Origin of the sequence: Deinococcus seoulensis (genome assembly GCF_014648115.1) — a bacterium.
Classification (GTDB): Bacteria; Deinococcota; Deinococci; order Deinococcales; family Deinococcaceae; genus Deinococcus; species Deinococcus seoulensis.
In genome coordinates this window covers 16727-33603 of the sequence record NZ_BMQM01000029.1, presented here as the reverse complement: position 1 = coordinate 33603, position 16877 = coordinate 16727, and the positions used below count along the sequence as shown (strand labels likewise).

The window sequence follows — 16877 nt, the reverse complement described above, 5'->3', positions numbered from 1 at the left end:
GCGATTGTAGAGCCCGGCAGCAGAAACAGGCCCCCCACAAGGGAGAGCCTGTCCAGCGAAGCAGGTGACGGGGAGCGGTGAACCGCTCAGCGGATGGTGGTCTGGAAGCAGGTGCTGCCCGACTCGCCGGCCGCCAGGGTGCCCAGCGCGACCGTCATGGTGCCGCGCGTGAAGGTGCCGCCCGTGGTGGTCAGGCTGCCACCGTCGGCATCGGCGGCGCTGCTGCTGAGGTACGAGGTGAGCGCGCCGCGCGTGAGCTTCACGCCGAAACCGGTCGCCGTGGTGGGTTCATCCGCGTCGTAGGCGGTGGTCAGGGCGTTCGTGTTGCCGGGCACGTGATCCACGACCACGAAGTTCGGCAGGGCCGCGCCGCCCAGGTTCTCGAAGGCGATGCAGTACTCCAGGATCTCGCCGGGCAGACCGCCGCCGGACGTACCGAACGCGGTGTTGGTCGTGACGTTGCGCACCTGCTTGGTCAGCTTGCCGTACACCATGTCCGTGGGCGCGGTGGTGGCGCTGTTGTTGCCGGGCGTGGGGTCACTGGTGGCGCTGCTGACCGACGCGGTGTTCGTGAAGCTGCGGGCCGCCGGGGTGTTTTCCAGGGTCGCGGTGGTCGGCGCGGTGGCCGTGACCGTGATGACCTGTGAGGCGCTGGCCGCCACGCTCGGGAACGTCCAGGTGAGGGTCTGACCGCTGACGGTGCCGGGCGCGGGCACGCTGCTGACGAAGGTGACACCGGCAGGCAGCGTGTCGGTCACGGCGACGGCCGACGCGGCGTTCGGGCCGCCGTTCGTGACGGTCAGGGTGTACGTGATGGTCTCGCCGGGTCTGGCGAAGGCGGGGCCGGTCTTGGCGATGCTCAGGTCCGCGCTGGCCGCACCGACCGACACCACCACGGTCGCCGTGTCGCAGGCGGCCGTGACGGTCGCGTCGCAGATCTGGTACGTGACGGTGTACGACCCGGCGGGCGTTCCGGCAGGCACGACCAGCTGGCCGCTGGCATTCACGGTCAGGCCGGTGATCCCGCCGTCGTTCTGAACGGTCACGGTAGCGTTGGTGGTGGTGGCGGCCGCGCCGCCGACGGTGTCGTTGCCCAGCACGGTCACAGTGCCGCCCACGCCGAAGCCGAAGCTGGCGGCCGGGTCGTTCACGGCGTCCACGACGCGGGTCACGGCGGCGGCGCTGGTGTTGTTACCGGGCGTGGGGTCGGCCGCACCGGCAGGCACAGTCACGCTGGCCGTGTTGCTCAGGGTGCCGCTGGCAGGTGCGGTGCCGGTCAGGGTGTACGTCAGGAAGTTCCCGTCCGGGGTGGCGTTGGCCGTGTCCGAGTCCACGCTCAGGGTGCCGGTCGTGATGGTCACGACGTTGCCCGGGAAGGTCTGCGAACCGCAGGTGGCCGTGCCGGTCGCCGCGCAGGTCAGGGCCGTCACCGTGAACCCGGCGGGCAGCGCGTCCGTCACGCTCGCTCCGGTCACGCTCCGGGGACCGTTGTTCCACACGCGGATGGTGTACGTCACGCTGCCGCCGCTCCCCACCGCGACCGGGCCGCTCTTGTCGATCGCCAGATCAGCCACGTCAGGAAGCGTGACGGGCGTGGGCGACTTCGTGTCGCCGTTCGCGGTGGCGGGCGGGGTGCTGCCGTTCGTCGAGATGTCGGTCGCCAGCAGGTCCACCGGGGGAATCGCCGTGCCGCCCACGAAGGTGTAACCGGGGTTGGGGGCGCTGCCGGTCGTGCTGGCGTACACGGTGTTGTTCAGGACGCTGCCGCTGGCGGGCACGCTCGCCTGGTCGGGGTACGTGACGCGCACGGTGAAGGTGATCGTGGCGCTGGCCCCGGCCGCCATGGTGTTCGCGCCGGTCAGCAGTGCGGTGTTCGAGGTGCCGTTGAAGCCGGTGTTTGCCGTGACCGAGCCGCTCGTGACAGTCGGGCCGGACACGATGGTCAGGCTGGGGCCGCCGGTCGTGAAGACGCGGGTCAGGTCCTCGGTGAGTTGCACGTTCGGGTTGCTGACCGTCCCGGTGTTCTTGACGGTCACGGTGTACGGCACGTCGAACGCCAGGGCGCTGGCGGCAGTGACAGTCCCCACGGACTTCACGGTGTCGATCCGGTTGTCCGGGAACACGCAGGACGCGCCGTCGGACTGCGCGGCCACTGCTCCGGTCGCCAGGATCGTGAACGCCCCGGTGGAGAGGTTGATGGTGCCGTACGTGCCGCCGTTCTGGTACGCGTACAGGGTGCCGCTCACGTCGAAGAACGCGCTACCGATGGCGTTGGTGGTCGTGAAGCCCGGGAAGGTGCCGCGCAGCACGGAAGCGCCGGTCGTGGGGTTGATTTCCATCACGCCGCCCGGCGTGTACACACCGTACAGCAGGTTATTGACCGGGTTAAACGCCAGATCGAAGATCGGCAGCGCCTGCGACAGCGTCAGGGTGCCCAGCATGCTGATGGCCCCGCCGGGTGCGGTCGGCAGCTGAATGCGGTACAGAGGCGTCTCCTGCGCCAGCTTGTGAACGTACATCACGCCGGTGGAATCCACGGCGGCCGCCGCGATGCTGCTACCGGCGGGAATGGTGGTGTTGAACACCTCGACCGCACCGCTCTGCCCCAGGCGGTACAGGCGGAACGGCGCTCCGGTCGTGAACGGCGTGATGTTCAGCGCGTAGAAGTACCCGTCGCGCTTGTTGAATGCCAGGGCGTTCAGGCCAGGCCCGAATCCGGTGCTCCACTGGGCCGCGCCGCCCGTTCCCAGGTTATTGCGGTCCAGCAGGTACAGGTTCGACAGCAGCGTGCTGGTGTCCTGGCGGATCTGGTAGAAGCGCGCGTCGCAGGTGAACGGCGCGCCCGCCGTGCTGGTGGTCGTGGTCAGGGTGGCAGTGGCGGGCGCGGCGCCCGTGGCGGCCTGTCCGTTCACGGTGCCGGTCACGTTCGCGGCGGGAATGGTGTTCGTGCGGGTGGTGGCGGCGGCGTCCGTCACGGTGACGTTCACGGTCACGCTGCACGACCCGTTCGCGGGGATGCTGCCGCCCGTGAGACGGATGGCACCGTCGTTGCTTTCGGTGGCGTTGGCACCCGTCGTCATGGCCGTGTTGGCGGTCCCGGTCACGATGGCACCCCCGCAGGTGTTCGCCGTGACCCGCAGCGGCAGCGGTACGCTCAGGCCCATGGTGGCCGCGATGTTGTCGGTGATGGTCAGGGCGCTCGTGGCAAAGGAGTACGGGTTGGCGACCGTGATGGTCAGGGCCGTCACGCCGCCCGCAGCGACCGTGGTCGGCGAGAACGATTTACTGACGTTCAGGCGTGGTGGCGAGGCCACCAGCGGCACGCTGGCGTAATCGTCTTCGGTGGTGACGCCGTTGTTGGTTTTCGAGTCGCTGTCCGGCTGGGGGGACGAGATGATCTCCGCGACGTTCGTGATCGTGCCGGTTCCGGTGACGGTTGCGGTGATCGTCAGGGTGGTCGTGCCGCCCGTCACGGGGCTTGGAACGCTCCAGATGCCTGTGGCCGAATCGTAGGTGCCGGTGGCGGCCGAGGAACTGACGAAACTCAGTCCGGCAGGCAGGACGTCCCGCACCTGCACGTCCTCAGTGGGAACGGCCGGGCCGGAGGCGGGGTCCGGGCCGTCGTTGCGCAGCGTGACGGTGTACGTGACGGTGCTGCCCTGAATGGGCGCGGCGCTGCTGACGGTCTTGGTGAGTGACAGGTCGGCGACGCCGCTGGTGATCAGCAGGGGCACGCTGCTGATGTAGAACAGGTCCTGGCTGCCCTGGATGTTCAGGGTGGCCGAGGAGGCCCCGCTGGTGACCTTGCTGGTCACGTCGAAGGTGTCGAAGTCCACGCCGTACGCGTCGTCCCGTCCGGTCGCGGTGGCCGTGGTTCCGGAGCTGAGGCCGGTGCTGATGGTGCTGTTGAAGATCCCCTGCCGGGGACCACTGAGGGCACCACCCACGTTGAAGATGTTGTTGATGGCCGTGGGCGCCTGTCCAGCTCCGAAGCTGAGTGCCTCGGCAACGTTGGTCGTGGTATTGATGTTCAGGGTTTCGTCGCCTTCCCAGGCCAGGACAGACGTTCTGGCCTCGAAGACGCTGGGGACGACCAGTCCGTTGACGGTGCGGGTGGTCAGTTCGTTCTGGCTGCGGTCGAACCCCTCGTAGATGACCATGTTCTTGTACGTTTCAGTCGGGGTTTCATAGATGATGTACATCCCCCAACCGCCCAGCACCGTGGCATTGGTGCAATGAGCCGACGTCTGTGTCGCCGGGGTGGTTCCAGGTGTATTCACGTTGGCGGTCTGAATGGTCAGGCCAGACATGGCGTAGGTCTTGTTGGGATTGGCCAGAGAACTGATGTAACCCGTGATGTCCGAGACGTTAGAGAAGAAGCTGTTGTAATGGGTTGGCGCGGTTGCGTTCGGGATTGGAGCGCTGTCGAAGTAAGTCGTACCCGCATTCACGGTCTGCCCGTCAAACGTGACAGTCGTGTCGTTGTTGACGGTGCCCAGCGTGGTGGTCGTATCGCCCGTCCGGTCAGCGGAGGCCGCCCAGTACAGCAGTGCCTTGACAATGGTGGCGCCCGCTGGCACGCCAGTCACAGCCTGCGACGTGGCCGTGGTGCCCACCTGACAGGCGTCGGCAGCCGTCCCTGAGTTCCGCGCAGTACGGAAGCTGGCGCCGGTGGTCACGTAGTCGAGGCGGCCCTGGAACTTGTAGGTGGGCGTGGTCGGCAGGGGAGTGTCGGCCAGGGCCGTGCCGGTCACGGCCAGTCCCAGCAGGGCCGCAGCGGTCTGCCGGAGCCGGGAGGAGAATCGGGAGCTTCTGCTGGGGGGTGCGGTCATGTGTGGTCCTCGCTTTCCGGGTTGGGTGGGGTGGGGGCGGGTGATTTCGTGAGATTTTCGCGTTTCGGATCTTGCGGTGGCCTTACAAGCAGGCCTGAAAAGTGCGTTCTCATGAAGAAATGCGGGGGAGGGCGGCGGGGTGTCCGCAGCTCTCCCCCACTGGGCGGGTAAGGGTTACTTGTTCTGGCCGAGGGTTTCGTCGATGGTCAGGTCGAGGCGCAGGTAGGCGCCCTGTTTGGTGTAGGTGTTGCCGAGGCCGGTGAAGCCGGCGGGGTTGTACCCGGCGGTGATCCAGGTGCCGGGCAGGGCACGCACGGACGCTTCGAGGCCGTAGCCGTACTGGGTGTTCTGGCTGGCGGGCTGGGTGATGGCGCGGCCCCAGGCGCCGATGCCGATGCGGTCGGTGACGTAGTAGGTGCTGCTGGCGCCGAACTGCGCGGTGAAGCTGCCGGGGTCGTTCAGGAGGGTGCGGGTGTCCAGTCCGGCGCGGACGGCCCAGGTGGGCTGGCGGTACTCGGCGGCGAAGTTGCTGCTCAGTTCGGGCTGGTTGCCGGCCAGGGTGCCGTTCACGTAGCGGACGGTGCCCAGGGAGTTGAAGGTGCGGTTGCGGTAGGCGTAGCCGAGGGCGGCGCGCTGGCCGTTCTTGCCGGCGCCGAATTCCATCAGGCCGTCGGCGGTGAGGCTGAGGTGTTCGCTCAGGCTGCCGCTGACGCCGCTGCGCAGCACCACGCCGAAGCCTTTGGTGGTGTACGTGAGGTCGGTGCCGAGGGTGGCGTTGACGCGGTCGGTGGCGTAGCGTAGGTCGGCGCCGGCGCCGAGGTTGGTCTGGGCGGCGCTGATGTCGTAGGTGGCGCTGCCGCGCAGTCCGGCGGTCAGGCGGTCGGTGAGGGGCAGGGTGGTGCTGACGCCGAAGCGGGCGCGGTTGCCCTGGCCGCCGGCGTTGGGGAGGTCGTACGCGACCTGGTAGTTGGTGTTGCCGAGGCGGCTTTCGAGGTTGAGGCTGGCGGTGTGCCCGGTTTTCCAGTTGATCTGGTCGCTCAGGCCGATGCTGACGGTGTCGGTGACGGCGTAGCGGGTGGTGATGGTAGTGGTGGTGTCGAGGTTCCCGGTGAGCGGCTGGGTGTGGACGACGTCCACGTCGATGGGTTTCTGGTGGTAGCCGGCGCTGAGGACGGCGCCGACGCCGTACTGGTCACCGAAGGCGTACTTGAGGCCGGCGCCGACGCTGAACGGCGCGAGGCGGTAGTCGGCGCGGCCGGTGACGCTGCCGCCGCTGGTGTCCGTGTCGGTGGTGCCCAGGGTGTTGTGGTACTCGGCCTGGACGCTGCTGCTGAGGTTGCGGGTCAGGCGGCTGTCGACGCTGGCGCTGGTGGTCAGGCCGGGGCTGAAGGGGGCGAGGCCGTCGTACTGGCCGTCCTGGTAGCGGATGCGGGCCTGGATGGCGTGCTGGCCGAGCGTGGTGCTCAGGTCGGCGCTGCCCTGCATGCCGCCGGAGTACGCGAGGAGGCCGTCGGCGCGGGTGGTGCCGTTGTCGTAGGTGGCGCGCGCGCCGGTCGTGACGGTCTGGTCGAGGCTGATGGCGGCCGCGCCGACCGTGTAGTTCCTGCCGGTGTACTTGACCTGCGCGCCGAACGCGGCCTTGCGCTGGGCGAGAGGGTTGTTCAGGCGGTAGCTGGCGAGGACGGTCACGGTGTTCAGCTGGGCGTCGGTGGTGTCCAGAGCGCGGGCCAGGGTGATGATGCCGGTGCGGTGGTCGAGGATGTAATCCACGTTGCGTTGCAGGGTGACGCGGCGCAGTTCCTTGCCGGTGTCGCGTTCGGTGGTCAGGACTTCCAGGGTTTCGCTGCCCTGGGCGATGTCGCCGTTGGCGAGGCGCAGCAGGCGGGTGCCTTCGGGGGTGACGCGTTCGTCGCTGACGCGGTCCTCGGGGACCAGTGCGGCGAAGGCGGACACCTGGGGGTTGCTCTTGCTGGTGACGGTCAGGGCGGTCAGTTGCTCGCCGACCGGCAGGACGTCGATGGGCAGGCTGGTCTGGCGGTACTCGGCGCGCAGGGTGGGGTGGTCGTAGCTGAGGGCGACGGGGTCGATGCCCTGCAGGGGCACGCTCTCGGTGCTGCTGTCCCCGTACACGCTGAAGCGCTTGAGGGTGTCGCGGTTGGTGGGCAGGCCGTCCTTGTCGGCGGCGACGTACAGTTTCCCGCCGGCCAGCGGGCCTTCGTAGGAGGCGCGGGCGGTCCAGGTCAGGTCGTCGGCGAGGCTGAGGCTGCCGTCCAGGCCGAGGGTGGCGCTGACCACGCCGACGCCCACGCGGCTGCTGTCGGGTTTGACTTCAAAGGAGTAGGGTTTGATGTCCTGGCCGACCAGCACGCCGAGTTTCAGGGTGGTGGGGGACGCCTGGGGGTGCAGGATCAGGTCGCCCTCGCCGTCCACCAGGGCGATCTGGTAGTCGGCCTCGGTGGGGTTCTGGTCGGGGGTCTGCGGTTCGAGGTTGCTGCGCAGGGTCAGGGTGGACTGGGTGGTCAGGTTGCCGTGGGCGTCCAGCGCGCGGAAGTGCACGCGCAGCGGGGTGCTGCCGTCGGCGGTCATCTCGCCCGGCGTGACCTCGACGTGCGTGGTCGCGCCGACCAGTTGCACCTGGATGCTGTCCGCGCCGACGTTCAGGGCGTTCGGGCCGGGTTTGAGGGGCACGCCGACGTACGTGACGCGGCGGGTGCCGCGTTCCGGGTCGCTGACGACCTCGCCGACGCTGCTGTCGGGCATGACGGCGCCGTTCACGCGCAGGCTGGCGTCCTGGGTGGCGGGCACCTCGACGACCACGCTGATGCGGTCGCGGATGCGGATCTGGCTGCCGTCCAGGGGGTACTTGATCGCGCCGGGGTTCTCGGTGACGGCAGTGGCGGCCGTGACGCTGCGCGCGGCGCTCAGGTCGGCCAGGTCCACGCGGCCTTCGAGGTTCTCGCTGCGGCCACCGCGGTAGCGGGCCAGCAGGGCGGGTGCGGGCAGTTCGGCCAGCGGTCCGGCGTGCGCGAGGTCGTAGGTGACGGCGCCGCGCAGGGCCGCGCCGCCCGCCGTGGCGGGGCTGCTGGAGGGTTCGGGCAGCACCCAGTACAGCGTGCCGCTGGGGCCGCGCACGGGGTCCGGGATGGGCTGGCCGTCCAGGCGGCTGCTGCCGGGCACCAGCGTGGCGGTTTCGGGCACGCTGTGCGCGACGATCAGTTCGGTCGCCTGCCGGGGTGCGTCGAAGGGCAGGGTGACGGTGCTGGCGCGGCGCTGCTCGGGGGCCGGGGCGGGCGCGGCGACCGGGACGGGCTGCGCGGTCAGGGCGCCGCTGACCGTCTGGGTGGCGGCGCAGTCCGGGGTGCGCAGGTGCGCCTGCATGGACTGCGTTCCGGCGGCGGTCACGCGGGCGCGGTAGCTGAGTTCGCGGGTCTCGCCGGGTTGCAGCGTGCCGCTGAACTGGGCGGCGCTCAGGGCTTCCAGTCCGGCGGGGACCATGTCGGCCAGCAGGTACGGCGCGGCGCGCGTGCCGGTGTTCGTGACGCGCAGCGTGACGGTGATCTCGTCGCCGACGGTCGCGTCGCTCAGCGGGTCGCGGCTCAGTTGCAGGGTCGTGACGTCCGGGCGGACGTTCAGGGTGACGCTCTGCTCCTGCGCCCAGGGGGCCAGGCGGGCCGTGACGGTCAGCGGGCCGCTCTGGGTGGCAGTGCCGGTCAGGCGCAGTTCGCCGGGGCGGGCCGCACTCAGGGTGCCCTGCACGGAGTTCAGGCCCTGCACGTTCAGGCCGGCCGTGTCGAGGCTCAGGTCCAGCGGCAGGTCGCCGGCGTAGGCGGTGCTGGCGCGGGCGGTCAGGGTGACGGTGTCGCCCACGCACACGTCGGGTTTGTCGCTGCTCAGGGTCAGGGCGACGGTCGGGCGGATCTTGATGTGCGCCTCGCCCTCGCCGTTTTTCGGGACGGTGACGCTGCCGGTGTCCACGCTGACGTCCGCGCCGGGCACCGGGTCGGGCACCACGGCGTACTGGCCGGGCGCGACGCGCTGCGCGAAGATACCGTCCACCGTGACCGGGGTCTTGCCGACAATGGCCGACGCGGCGGTGGGTTGCGCGCCGCCGGGCAGGATCAGTTCGGCGGTCACGCGCAGCAGTCCGGTCTGGTCGACGCGGCTGATGGTGATGGGTTCGGGCACCCCGGCGCGGGTCAGGCTGAAGCCGACGGTGTTGCTGAACTGGCGGGCCGTGGGCGGCTGGCGCAGTTCCACGGTGTAGTTCCCGGCCTGCGCGGGCAGGGTCAGGTCCGTGAAGGCCAGGTCGGCGCTGACGGTCAGGGGCGTGACGTTGCCCTGCCCGTCGCGCAGGCGGGCCTGGAGTTCCTGGGGGCCGTCGCCGTCGTACATGCGCAGCACGTGGGCCTGCCCGTCGGTGCTGACGTTCACGGCGGGCACCCAGTCCTGCGAGTGCACGTTCACGTTCAGGCGGTCGGCGCTGACCGACGCGCTGATCCCGGCGAGGCGCACGGCGAAGGTGTTCTTGCCGTTGCCCTGCGTGACGGCCTTCAGGCGGTAACGTCCGGCCGGGAGGGTCTGGTCGAGCAGGGTTTCCCAGTCGTGCGCGCCGGGCGTGAAGGTGCGGGTCAGGACAGCCGCGCCGTCCTCGCCGATCAGGGTGAAGGTGGTCGTGACGTCGCTGCGGTTGGCGTCGTACTGCTCGTCACCGTAGTAGGTGTCGCTGCGGTAGTCGCTCTGGTCCAGGCGGGGGCTGTACAGCTCCAGGCGGACGGGACCGTCGAGCGGCACATTCAGCGTGAGGTCCTGATCCCCGACCGACCAGGTGAGACGGTCACCGACCGTGGTGAGCGGCAGGCTGGTGCTGATTTCCTGGGCGCTGGCACTGACGCTGACGGCCAGCAGGGCCGAGAGGGCAGTCGCGAAGCGTTTGAAGTCGGGTTGCACGTTCAGTACCTCCAGCTGATGACCGGGTCGGTGGTGGCGGCCCGTGGCTCGCCTGTCCAGTCAAAGCGGTAGGTGAAGTTTCTCTCACCTGCGTCCAGAGTACCGGCGTAGGTATTTCCGCCTTCTTTCAAAACGGCACCTGTAGGCAGCGGGTCGTTCAGCTGCACGCCTTTCAGGGCGCGGGGTGTGACGACGCGCAGCGTGACCACGTACCCGCCTTCCGTGGCGTACACGGCCTTCTCGACCGTCACGTCACCCACGGTCAGGGTGGTGCGGCGCACGGCGCTGATATCGCCGCCCAGCGGGGCCAGCGGGAAGTCAACGCTGGTCAGGCCGCGCACGAACACCGTCTGCGTGCCGCTCAGCGCGCCGTCCTGCGGGACGTTCAGCGGCGGGTACGGCGTGGTGCCGGGGTCCAGGCGCAGGGCGTGCGTGCCGGTCGGAACGTTCGGGAACGAGTAACGACCTTTCGGATCTGTCACAACCTGCCGCCCCCCGGCCAGCAGCACGCGGGCACGCTCGACGGGGGTGTCCAGCAGCGGGTCGAACAGGCCGTTGCGGTTGCGGTCCACGAACACGGTCCCCACGATGTCGGCGATCGGCGCAAACTTCAGGGGGTTCAGTTTGGTGGTGGCGGTGGCGCGGTTACTGGCGATGGCGCGGGCCACGCCGCCCGCTCCCTTCCCGCTGACCTCCACGGTGTTGATCAGGTCGCCGGTCGCTTCCGGGGTCACGCGCGTCTGGTACGTGATCAGGATCGAACCGCCGGCCGGGATGATCCCGCCGTTCCAGGTGAGGACGCCCGCCGCGATGGCCGGGTCCGCCAGCGGCTGGCCGCCCAGGGTGCTGGTGCCGGGAATGTACTCCAGTCCGCGCGCGGGGGTGTCGTTCACGACCGCGTCGATGATGGCGGTCGTGCGGGACTCGTTGGTGATCTTCAGGGTGTACGTCAGGCGGTCGCCGAAGGTGGCTTCCTTGGCACTGACGGTCTTCTCGATGATCAGTTTGGCCGTCCAGACCGGGGTCTGCACCTCGTTGCTGGGCAGCGGCTGGGTCAGTTCGGTGGTCACGAGGTTGAAGATGTTCTTCAGGGCCTCGCCGTCCTGCGCGCGGGTCGAGACCTGCGTCACGACCGTCAGGCTGCGGCTCTCGCCGGGCGCCAGGGTGCCCAGGTTCCACTGAACCGACTGCGCGCCCGGCTGCCCGCTGACCACGCCGCCGTCACTGGCGCTCGTGAAGTCCACGTGCGCGGGGATCGGGTCGGTCACGACCGCGTTCGTCAGGGCGCGGGTGTAGGGGTTACGGACCGTCAGGGTGTACGTGATGGTGTCGCCCTGCGCGACGGTGCCGCCCGCCGGGATGACCACGGTCTGCCCCGCATCACCCTGCGTGGTCGCCTCGAAGGACTTGGTGAGTTCCGGCAGTCCGGCCTCGACCACGCCCACGAGGTCGCGGGTGGTGTTGCTGGTGCCACGGTCACCGTTGACGGTGATCAGGGATTCCAGCGGCCCGGCCTGCTGCGCGTCGTAGCAGATGCGGACCAGCGCCGTCTGACCGGGGTCCAGCACCAGCGGTTGCGCCAGCGGCTGCCCGTTCTCGCCGTACAGCACGCTGGTCGCGCCGCCCTGCGGGTACGTGACGGTGATGCGGAAGTTGTCGCGCACGTCCCCGGTGTTCTTGACGGTGTGATCGAAGCACACCTGCTGCCCCACCACCGCGAACGCGCGGCTCTGCGAGTCGGCCGGCGTGTTCTCGGGCGCTTCGGGCACCCCGACCGGGCCGATCGCCACGGCCGGCAGGTACCGCACGTCGGCGCTGGCGCTGCCGCTGCTGCTCTTGCCGCCGGTCTGCGCGGTCGCGGTGTTCGGAATGACCTGGTTCTCGGCGGCCGCGCCGGCCAGCATCCGGAAGGTCAGGACGATGCTGGCGCCCGGCGCGAGGCGTTCGGCGCGCACGCGCACGCCGCGCACCGGCGCGACCTCCTGCGCCGTCCAGGTCACGCCGTCCTGGGTGTACTCCAGCGTGCCGGTGTTCGTGCGGGCGCTGCCAGCCACGAAGGTCAGGCCCTGCGCGGCCTGCTCGGCCAGCAGGTCGGTCAGGATCACCTCGCGGCTCTCGCCCTGGCCGGTGTTGCTGGTGCTGACCGTCACGGTCGTCTCGCTGCCGGGCCGCACCAGCGCAGGCGTGAAGGACTTCTGCACGCCCAGCACCGGGGGCGGCCCGACCTGCACGCGGCTCACGTTGTTGCTGTCGGCGCTCTCGCCACCGGCGCAACTGGCGATCAGGTTCACGTACGCGTCGCCCTGCGCGTCACTGGTGTCCACGACCAGCAGCAGCGCGGCGCTGTCGTCGGGGGCCAGGGTCACGCGGTCCACTTCGGGTTCGTTCGTGTCGGGACGGCCGTTGCCGTTCAGGTCGCGGATCACGCGCAGCGCCGGGCTGATGGTGCTGCCCGCCTCGCCGCGCGCCAGGACCGGGAAGTCCCCGGTGGTGTTCCCGGTGTTCACGACCGTGTACTGGAACGCGGCCTGCTCGCCGGGCAGCAGCGTGGCCGACTGCCCCGGCTGCGGCACCGTGCCGTCCGGCGTGACGCTGACCGAGCAGACCGCCTGCACGACCGTGACGATGGTGTTCGACACCGCCCGGACCGGGTCCGGCGAGGTCGGCGGGATGAATTCCGCCTGCGCCTGGTTGGTGATCTCGGTCCCGGCGGGGGTGCGGGCGGCGGCAGCCTGACCCGCCAGGATCAGCAGGCCGGTCAGCATCAGATTGGGGGTCAGGGGGAAGCGGGTCACGGGAGTCTCCTTGCGGGGCGCGCCGGGCAGGGCGCGCAGGTGAAAAGGGGTGGCGCACTCAAATGTGCGGAATTCAATATCGGTTTCTGGTGTTGTGAAGATTCTGGTGTTGTGAAGAGACGCGCCCCGCGTCAGTGCAGGGCGCGTCTCGGGCAGATCAGTTGACGGTGACGGTGAAGTCGGCGGTCAGGGTGGCGCCGGGGGCCAGGGCGTCGGGCAGGTTGTTGCCGTCGGCGTCCACGGCCACGTCGATCACGGTGCCGGCGGCCAGTCCGGCGGCGGGGGCGGTGGCACTCCAGGCGCCGCCGTCCACGCGGTAGATGGTCTTGACGGGCGCGGGGCTCAGGGCCACGCTGACGAAGGAGGTGTTGGCGGGCACGGTATCGCTCAGGAAGAACGCGTTCACATCGGTGTTGTAGGTGTTCTTACCGATGATCCTGTAGCTCAGGGTGTCGCCGGGCTTGGCGCCGTTCGCGCCGCTGGCGGTGTAGTCGGTGGGGTTGTCGATGCCGTTCTTGGGGTCGGTTCCGGCGACCACGCCAGCCTTGGCGATGAACTTGGCGACGGCCACGGACCCGGCGGGCGCCACGCGGATGATGTTGTTCGTGTCGGTCATGGGGATGGTGCTGTAGTTCCCCACGGCGTTCTGCGTGACGGTGTAGTCGCCGGTCAGCGTGCCGGCCGGCACCTGGATGACCGCCACGGGCTTGTACTCGGTGCCGGGGGCCACGACGGGCGTGATGAACTTGTTGTAGTCGGGGCTGGCCGGGTCGGTGCTGACGCGGGGCAGCAGGGAGCCGTCCGGCGCGTAGTACAGGACCGGGACGACCACGGGGTTACCGGTCACGGCGTCGGTCAGGGTGACGGTGCCGCTCAGGGTGTAGCTGTCGTTGTACTGGCCGTTGTTCACGACGTCCATCGGGAAGGTGGCGGTCGCGTCGCTGAAGTCCGGGCTGCTGATGCCGCTGTTCACGCCGTTGGGGTTCACGGTCTGGACGGGCGCGGGGGTCGCGGCGGCACCCAGCGTGCCGGTGGCGTCACCGAACTGCGCGGCGGGCGGCAGGATGGTGTTCTTGGTGTTGCTGTTCGACACCAGACCGGCGTCCTTCAGAGAGTCCGCACCGATGACCACGCTGATCGGGGCGATGGGAGCCGAGTCGTTCGCGTCGGGGTAGGTGACTTCCGTGCGGTACACGACGGTGCTGCCGTCCGGGACAGTCACGGTGGGGTACTGCGCGACGGTCGGGTTGGTCGGGTCGACGGACACCTTGATGGGCTCGCCGGTCACGGGGTCCAGGAAGCGGATGGTCACGCCGGTCGCGGTGTTCGTGAACACGCCGGTGGCCGGGTCGAAGGTGTAGGCGGGGTCGGGCGTGCCGTCGGCCAGCGCCGGGAACAGCTGCACCTTGTCGGTCGCGCCGCCGGTGTTGGTCAGGGTGTTCGTGAACACGACCTTGTCGGGCGTGGTGTTCGTATCGGCGGCCGGGTAGGCGATCTGCTCGTCACCGGCGACGTTCGTGGCGATGGGCGTGCCGCCGGGGGTGGGGTCGGTCGCGCCGCCGGGCACGGGGCTGGGCGTGGCGGGGGGCGTGGTGGGGGCGGGCGTGATGTAACCGGGCGCGCTGACGACCGGGGTGTTGTCGCCGACCTTGCCGACCACTTCGGTGGGCACGCTGACGCTGGTGACGGGCGGCACGCTGGCCGGGGGCAGGGGGTTCCCGGCGCTGTCGACGGGCGTGCCGGGGTTGGTGTTGGGGTTGTTGTCCAGCGCGGGGGCGTACACCGTGATGCGCGTGAACTGCAGGTCGGTGTTGACGGCCTTGTTCTCTTCCTGGATGGTGGTGCCGCTGGCGTAGCCGTTGCCGGGGGTGACCAGGGGATCGGCGCCGGCGGTACCGACCACGGTGCCCTCGGGGGACGCACCGAACACGCTGGTGGGGGTGATCAGGGCCGGGTCGGTGGGCAGGGTGATGACCTGCGCGATCTTCACGATGCCCTCGTCGGCGGGGGTGGAGGGATCGTCGGGGGTGACGGTCACGGCGGTGCCGGCCGGAATCTCGGCGCCCAGGCTGCCGTCGGGGTTCACGCGGTAGTACTTGACGGTCGAACCTGCGGCGCTGCCGGTGGTGTCGGCGTTCACGACGATGTCCAGGGGGGTGTTGCCCTTGTTGACCAGCGAGTAGGGGGTGGTGATGACCTGACCGGGGACCGCGCCGGTGGTGAGGACCGGGGTGGTGGTGATGGTGTTGCCGTCGGTGGTGCCGTCGGTGTAAACGATGTCAAAGTCGGGCTTGGGCAGCACGACGGTCTGCACGGTGTTCGAGGTGCTGCTCAGGGTGCTGCCGGCGTTGGCGGGATCCTCGAAGCTGGCGGTCGCGGTGTTCTCGATGGTGGTGCCGGCCAGGGTGCCAGCGGCGCCTGCGGAACCGGCGGCCAGGGCGGCCATCAGGGCGATCAGTTGGGTGCTACGTTTCATGGTTTTCCTCCGGGAAAAGAAAGTGGGCGGGTCGGGGGGGGCGGGGTGAACCTGCTGAAGTTCAGCGGACCTGGGCGCGGTAACCGAATTTCAGTGCCTGATTGGCGCTGATTTCACGGATCGTCCAGCGGACGGTCGTGTACTCGCTGGGTTTCACTTCCACCTCCTTGATCACGCTTTTGCCGTTCTCGGTGACCGTGATCTTCTTTTTCAGCGGAGCAACGGCAAAGGTCTTGCCGCCGTCGATGGAGTACTCGGTGAGGGCCACGTTCATGCCCTTCTCGGGGGCGACGTACATGGTGGCCTTGGGGACGGGCAGCGTGACGGGCACGCTGGCCAGGGGGTTCTTGGAGGTGTTGCGGACCGTGACGATCTGGCTGATGACGTCGCCCGGCAGCACGGTCCTGGGGTTGGGGGACAGCTGCTCGGTGACCTTGCCGTCGACCTTGACGCTGCGGACCAGAGCGGTGCTCAGGTCCAGGCTCAGCGGACTGGCGTTCTGCGCCAGGGCCGTGCCGATCAGCAGGGTGCTCAGGATGATGGGGATGCGGATGTTCATGCGTTCTCCTTGAGGGCGGCGGGTCGGGCTGTTCTGAGCAGACCGCTCGTCTAACTGAAGGCAGCGTAGGAATCACGGTCTTACGGGTGACTTACAGAATTTGTGAGAATTCCGGCATGGCTGGAATAGCCGCACAACTGACCGGGCAACCCGCTGCGGCGCACGTCTCACGAAAACCCGAAACAACCCATGAGGCCGACATTTTCGGGGTAATGGGCCGGGCAGGGCCCGTCAAGCGGTCCTGGCATGGCCCCCTCTGGGGGTACTGCGGCGGCACCCTGCTGACCGCCGCCGCCAGACAGAAGACCGCCCCCGAGAACAGGGAGCGGCCTTACCGGTGCACGGGACCAGCGCGCGGGGGGAGCAGGGCCAGGGCTACCGGCCGAAGCGGCGGTCGCGGCCCTGGAAGTCCCGCAGGGCGCGCAGGAAATCCACGCGGCGGAAACCGGGCCAGTACACGTCACAGAAGTAGTACTCGGAGTACACGCTCTGCCACAGCATGAACCCGGACAGGCGGATCTCGCCGCTGGTGCGGATGATGAAATCCGGGTCGGGGATGTCGGCGGCGTACAGGTGCGCGCTGATGTGCTCGGGGCTCAGGTCGGCGGCGGCCTGCGCGAGGCTCAGCCCGGCCTGCTGCTGCTCGTGCAGGTGACGTTTGACGGCGTCCACGATCTCCTCGCGGCCCCCGTAGCCGACGGCGATGTTCAGACGCATGCCGTCGTACTGCGCGGTCTTCTCTTCGAGGTCTTTCAGGGCGGCCAGTACCTGCGGCGGGAACCCGTCGTGCTGCCCGATGGCGCGCACCCGCACGCGGTTGGCGTGAATGCGCGGGTCGGTGGCGAGGTTGCGGGCTTCCTTTTCCAGCAGACCCAGGATGTGCGCCAGTTCGGCCGGGTCGCGGCTGGCGTTGTCGGTGGACAGCACCCAGATGGTCGCGGCGGGAATCCCGAGTTCCAGGCACCACTGCAGCACCTCGTGCGCCTTGTCCGCTCCGAACGAGTGGCCCATTTCACGCTGGATGCCGCTGGCACGGGCGAACCGGCGGTTCCCGTCGAGAATCAGGCCCAGGTGGCGGGGCAGGTGCCCGTGATCCGTGACCTCACGCGCCAGACGTTGTTCATAGCCCCACAGCAGGGCGCCGCGGGCCGCGTTCCGCGTTTTCTGGATGGACCGGACGGCGACTTTAAGCGGCTCACGCGACATGCACGCAGTCTAACGCGCCGGGCGGCGTTCACGCCCCCCGAACGGACGAGGCGGCCCCGTGC

General features: G+C 69.3%; 6 protein-coding genes. All 6 read right to left on the bottom strand.

From position 1 onward, the window contains the following. Positions 1-86: 86 nt before the first annotated feature. Entirely contained in the window at positions 87-4832 is a 4746-nt protein-coding gene (locus tag IEY70_RS16660; RefSeq protein WP_189066156.1) for a DUF11 domain-containing protein, read from the bottom strand. A 174-nt stretch (positions 4833-5006) separates the two neighbouring features. Next, a complete protein-coding gene (locus tag IEY70_RS16655) occupies positions 5007-9779 on the bottom strand; it encodes a DUF11 domain-containing protein (protein ID WP_189066155.1) in 4773 nt (1590 codons plus the stop codon). 2 nt (positions 9780-9781) lie between these two features. Continuing rightward, positions 9782-12574, bottom strand: coding sequence for a DUF11 domain-containing protein (locus IEY70_RS16650; RefSeq protein WP_308425528.1), 2793 nt, complete (start codon positions 12572-12574; stop codon positions 9782-9784). 157 nt (positions 12575-12731) lie between these two features. Then, positions 12732-15050 carry a DUF11 domain-containing protein gene (locus IEY70_RS16645; RefSeq protein WP_189066154.1) on the bottom strand — a complete coding sequence of 773 codons (2319 nt, stop codon included), beginning with the start codon at positions 15048-15050 and terminating at the stop codon, positions 12732-12734. 61 nt (positions 15051-15111) lie between these two features. Further along, positions 15112-15609, bottom strand: coding sequence for a hypothetical protein (locus tag IEY70_RS16640; protein ID WP_189066153.1), 498 nt, complete (start codon positions 15607-15609; stop codon positions 15112-15114). Between the two features lie 375 nt (positions 15610-15984). Then, positions 15985-16815: an isoprenyl transferase gene (locus tag IEY70_RS16635; protein WP_189066152.1), complete on the bottom strand. Its 831-nt coding sequence runs from the start codon at positions 16813-16815 to the stop codon at positions 15985-15987. Positions 16816-16877: the final 62 nt, after the last annotated feature.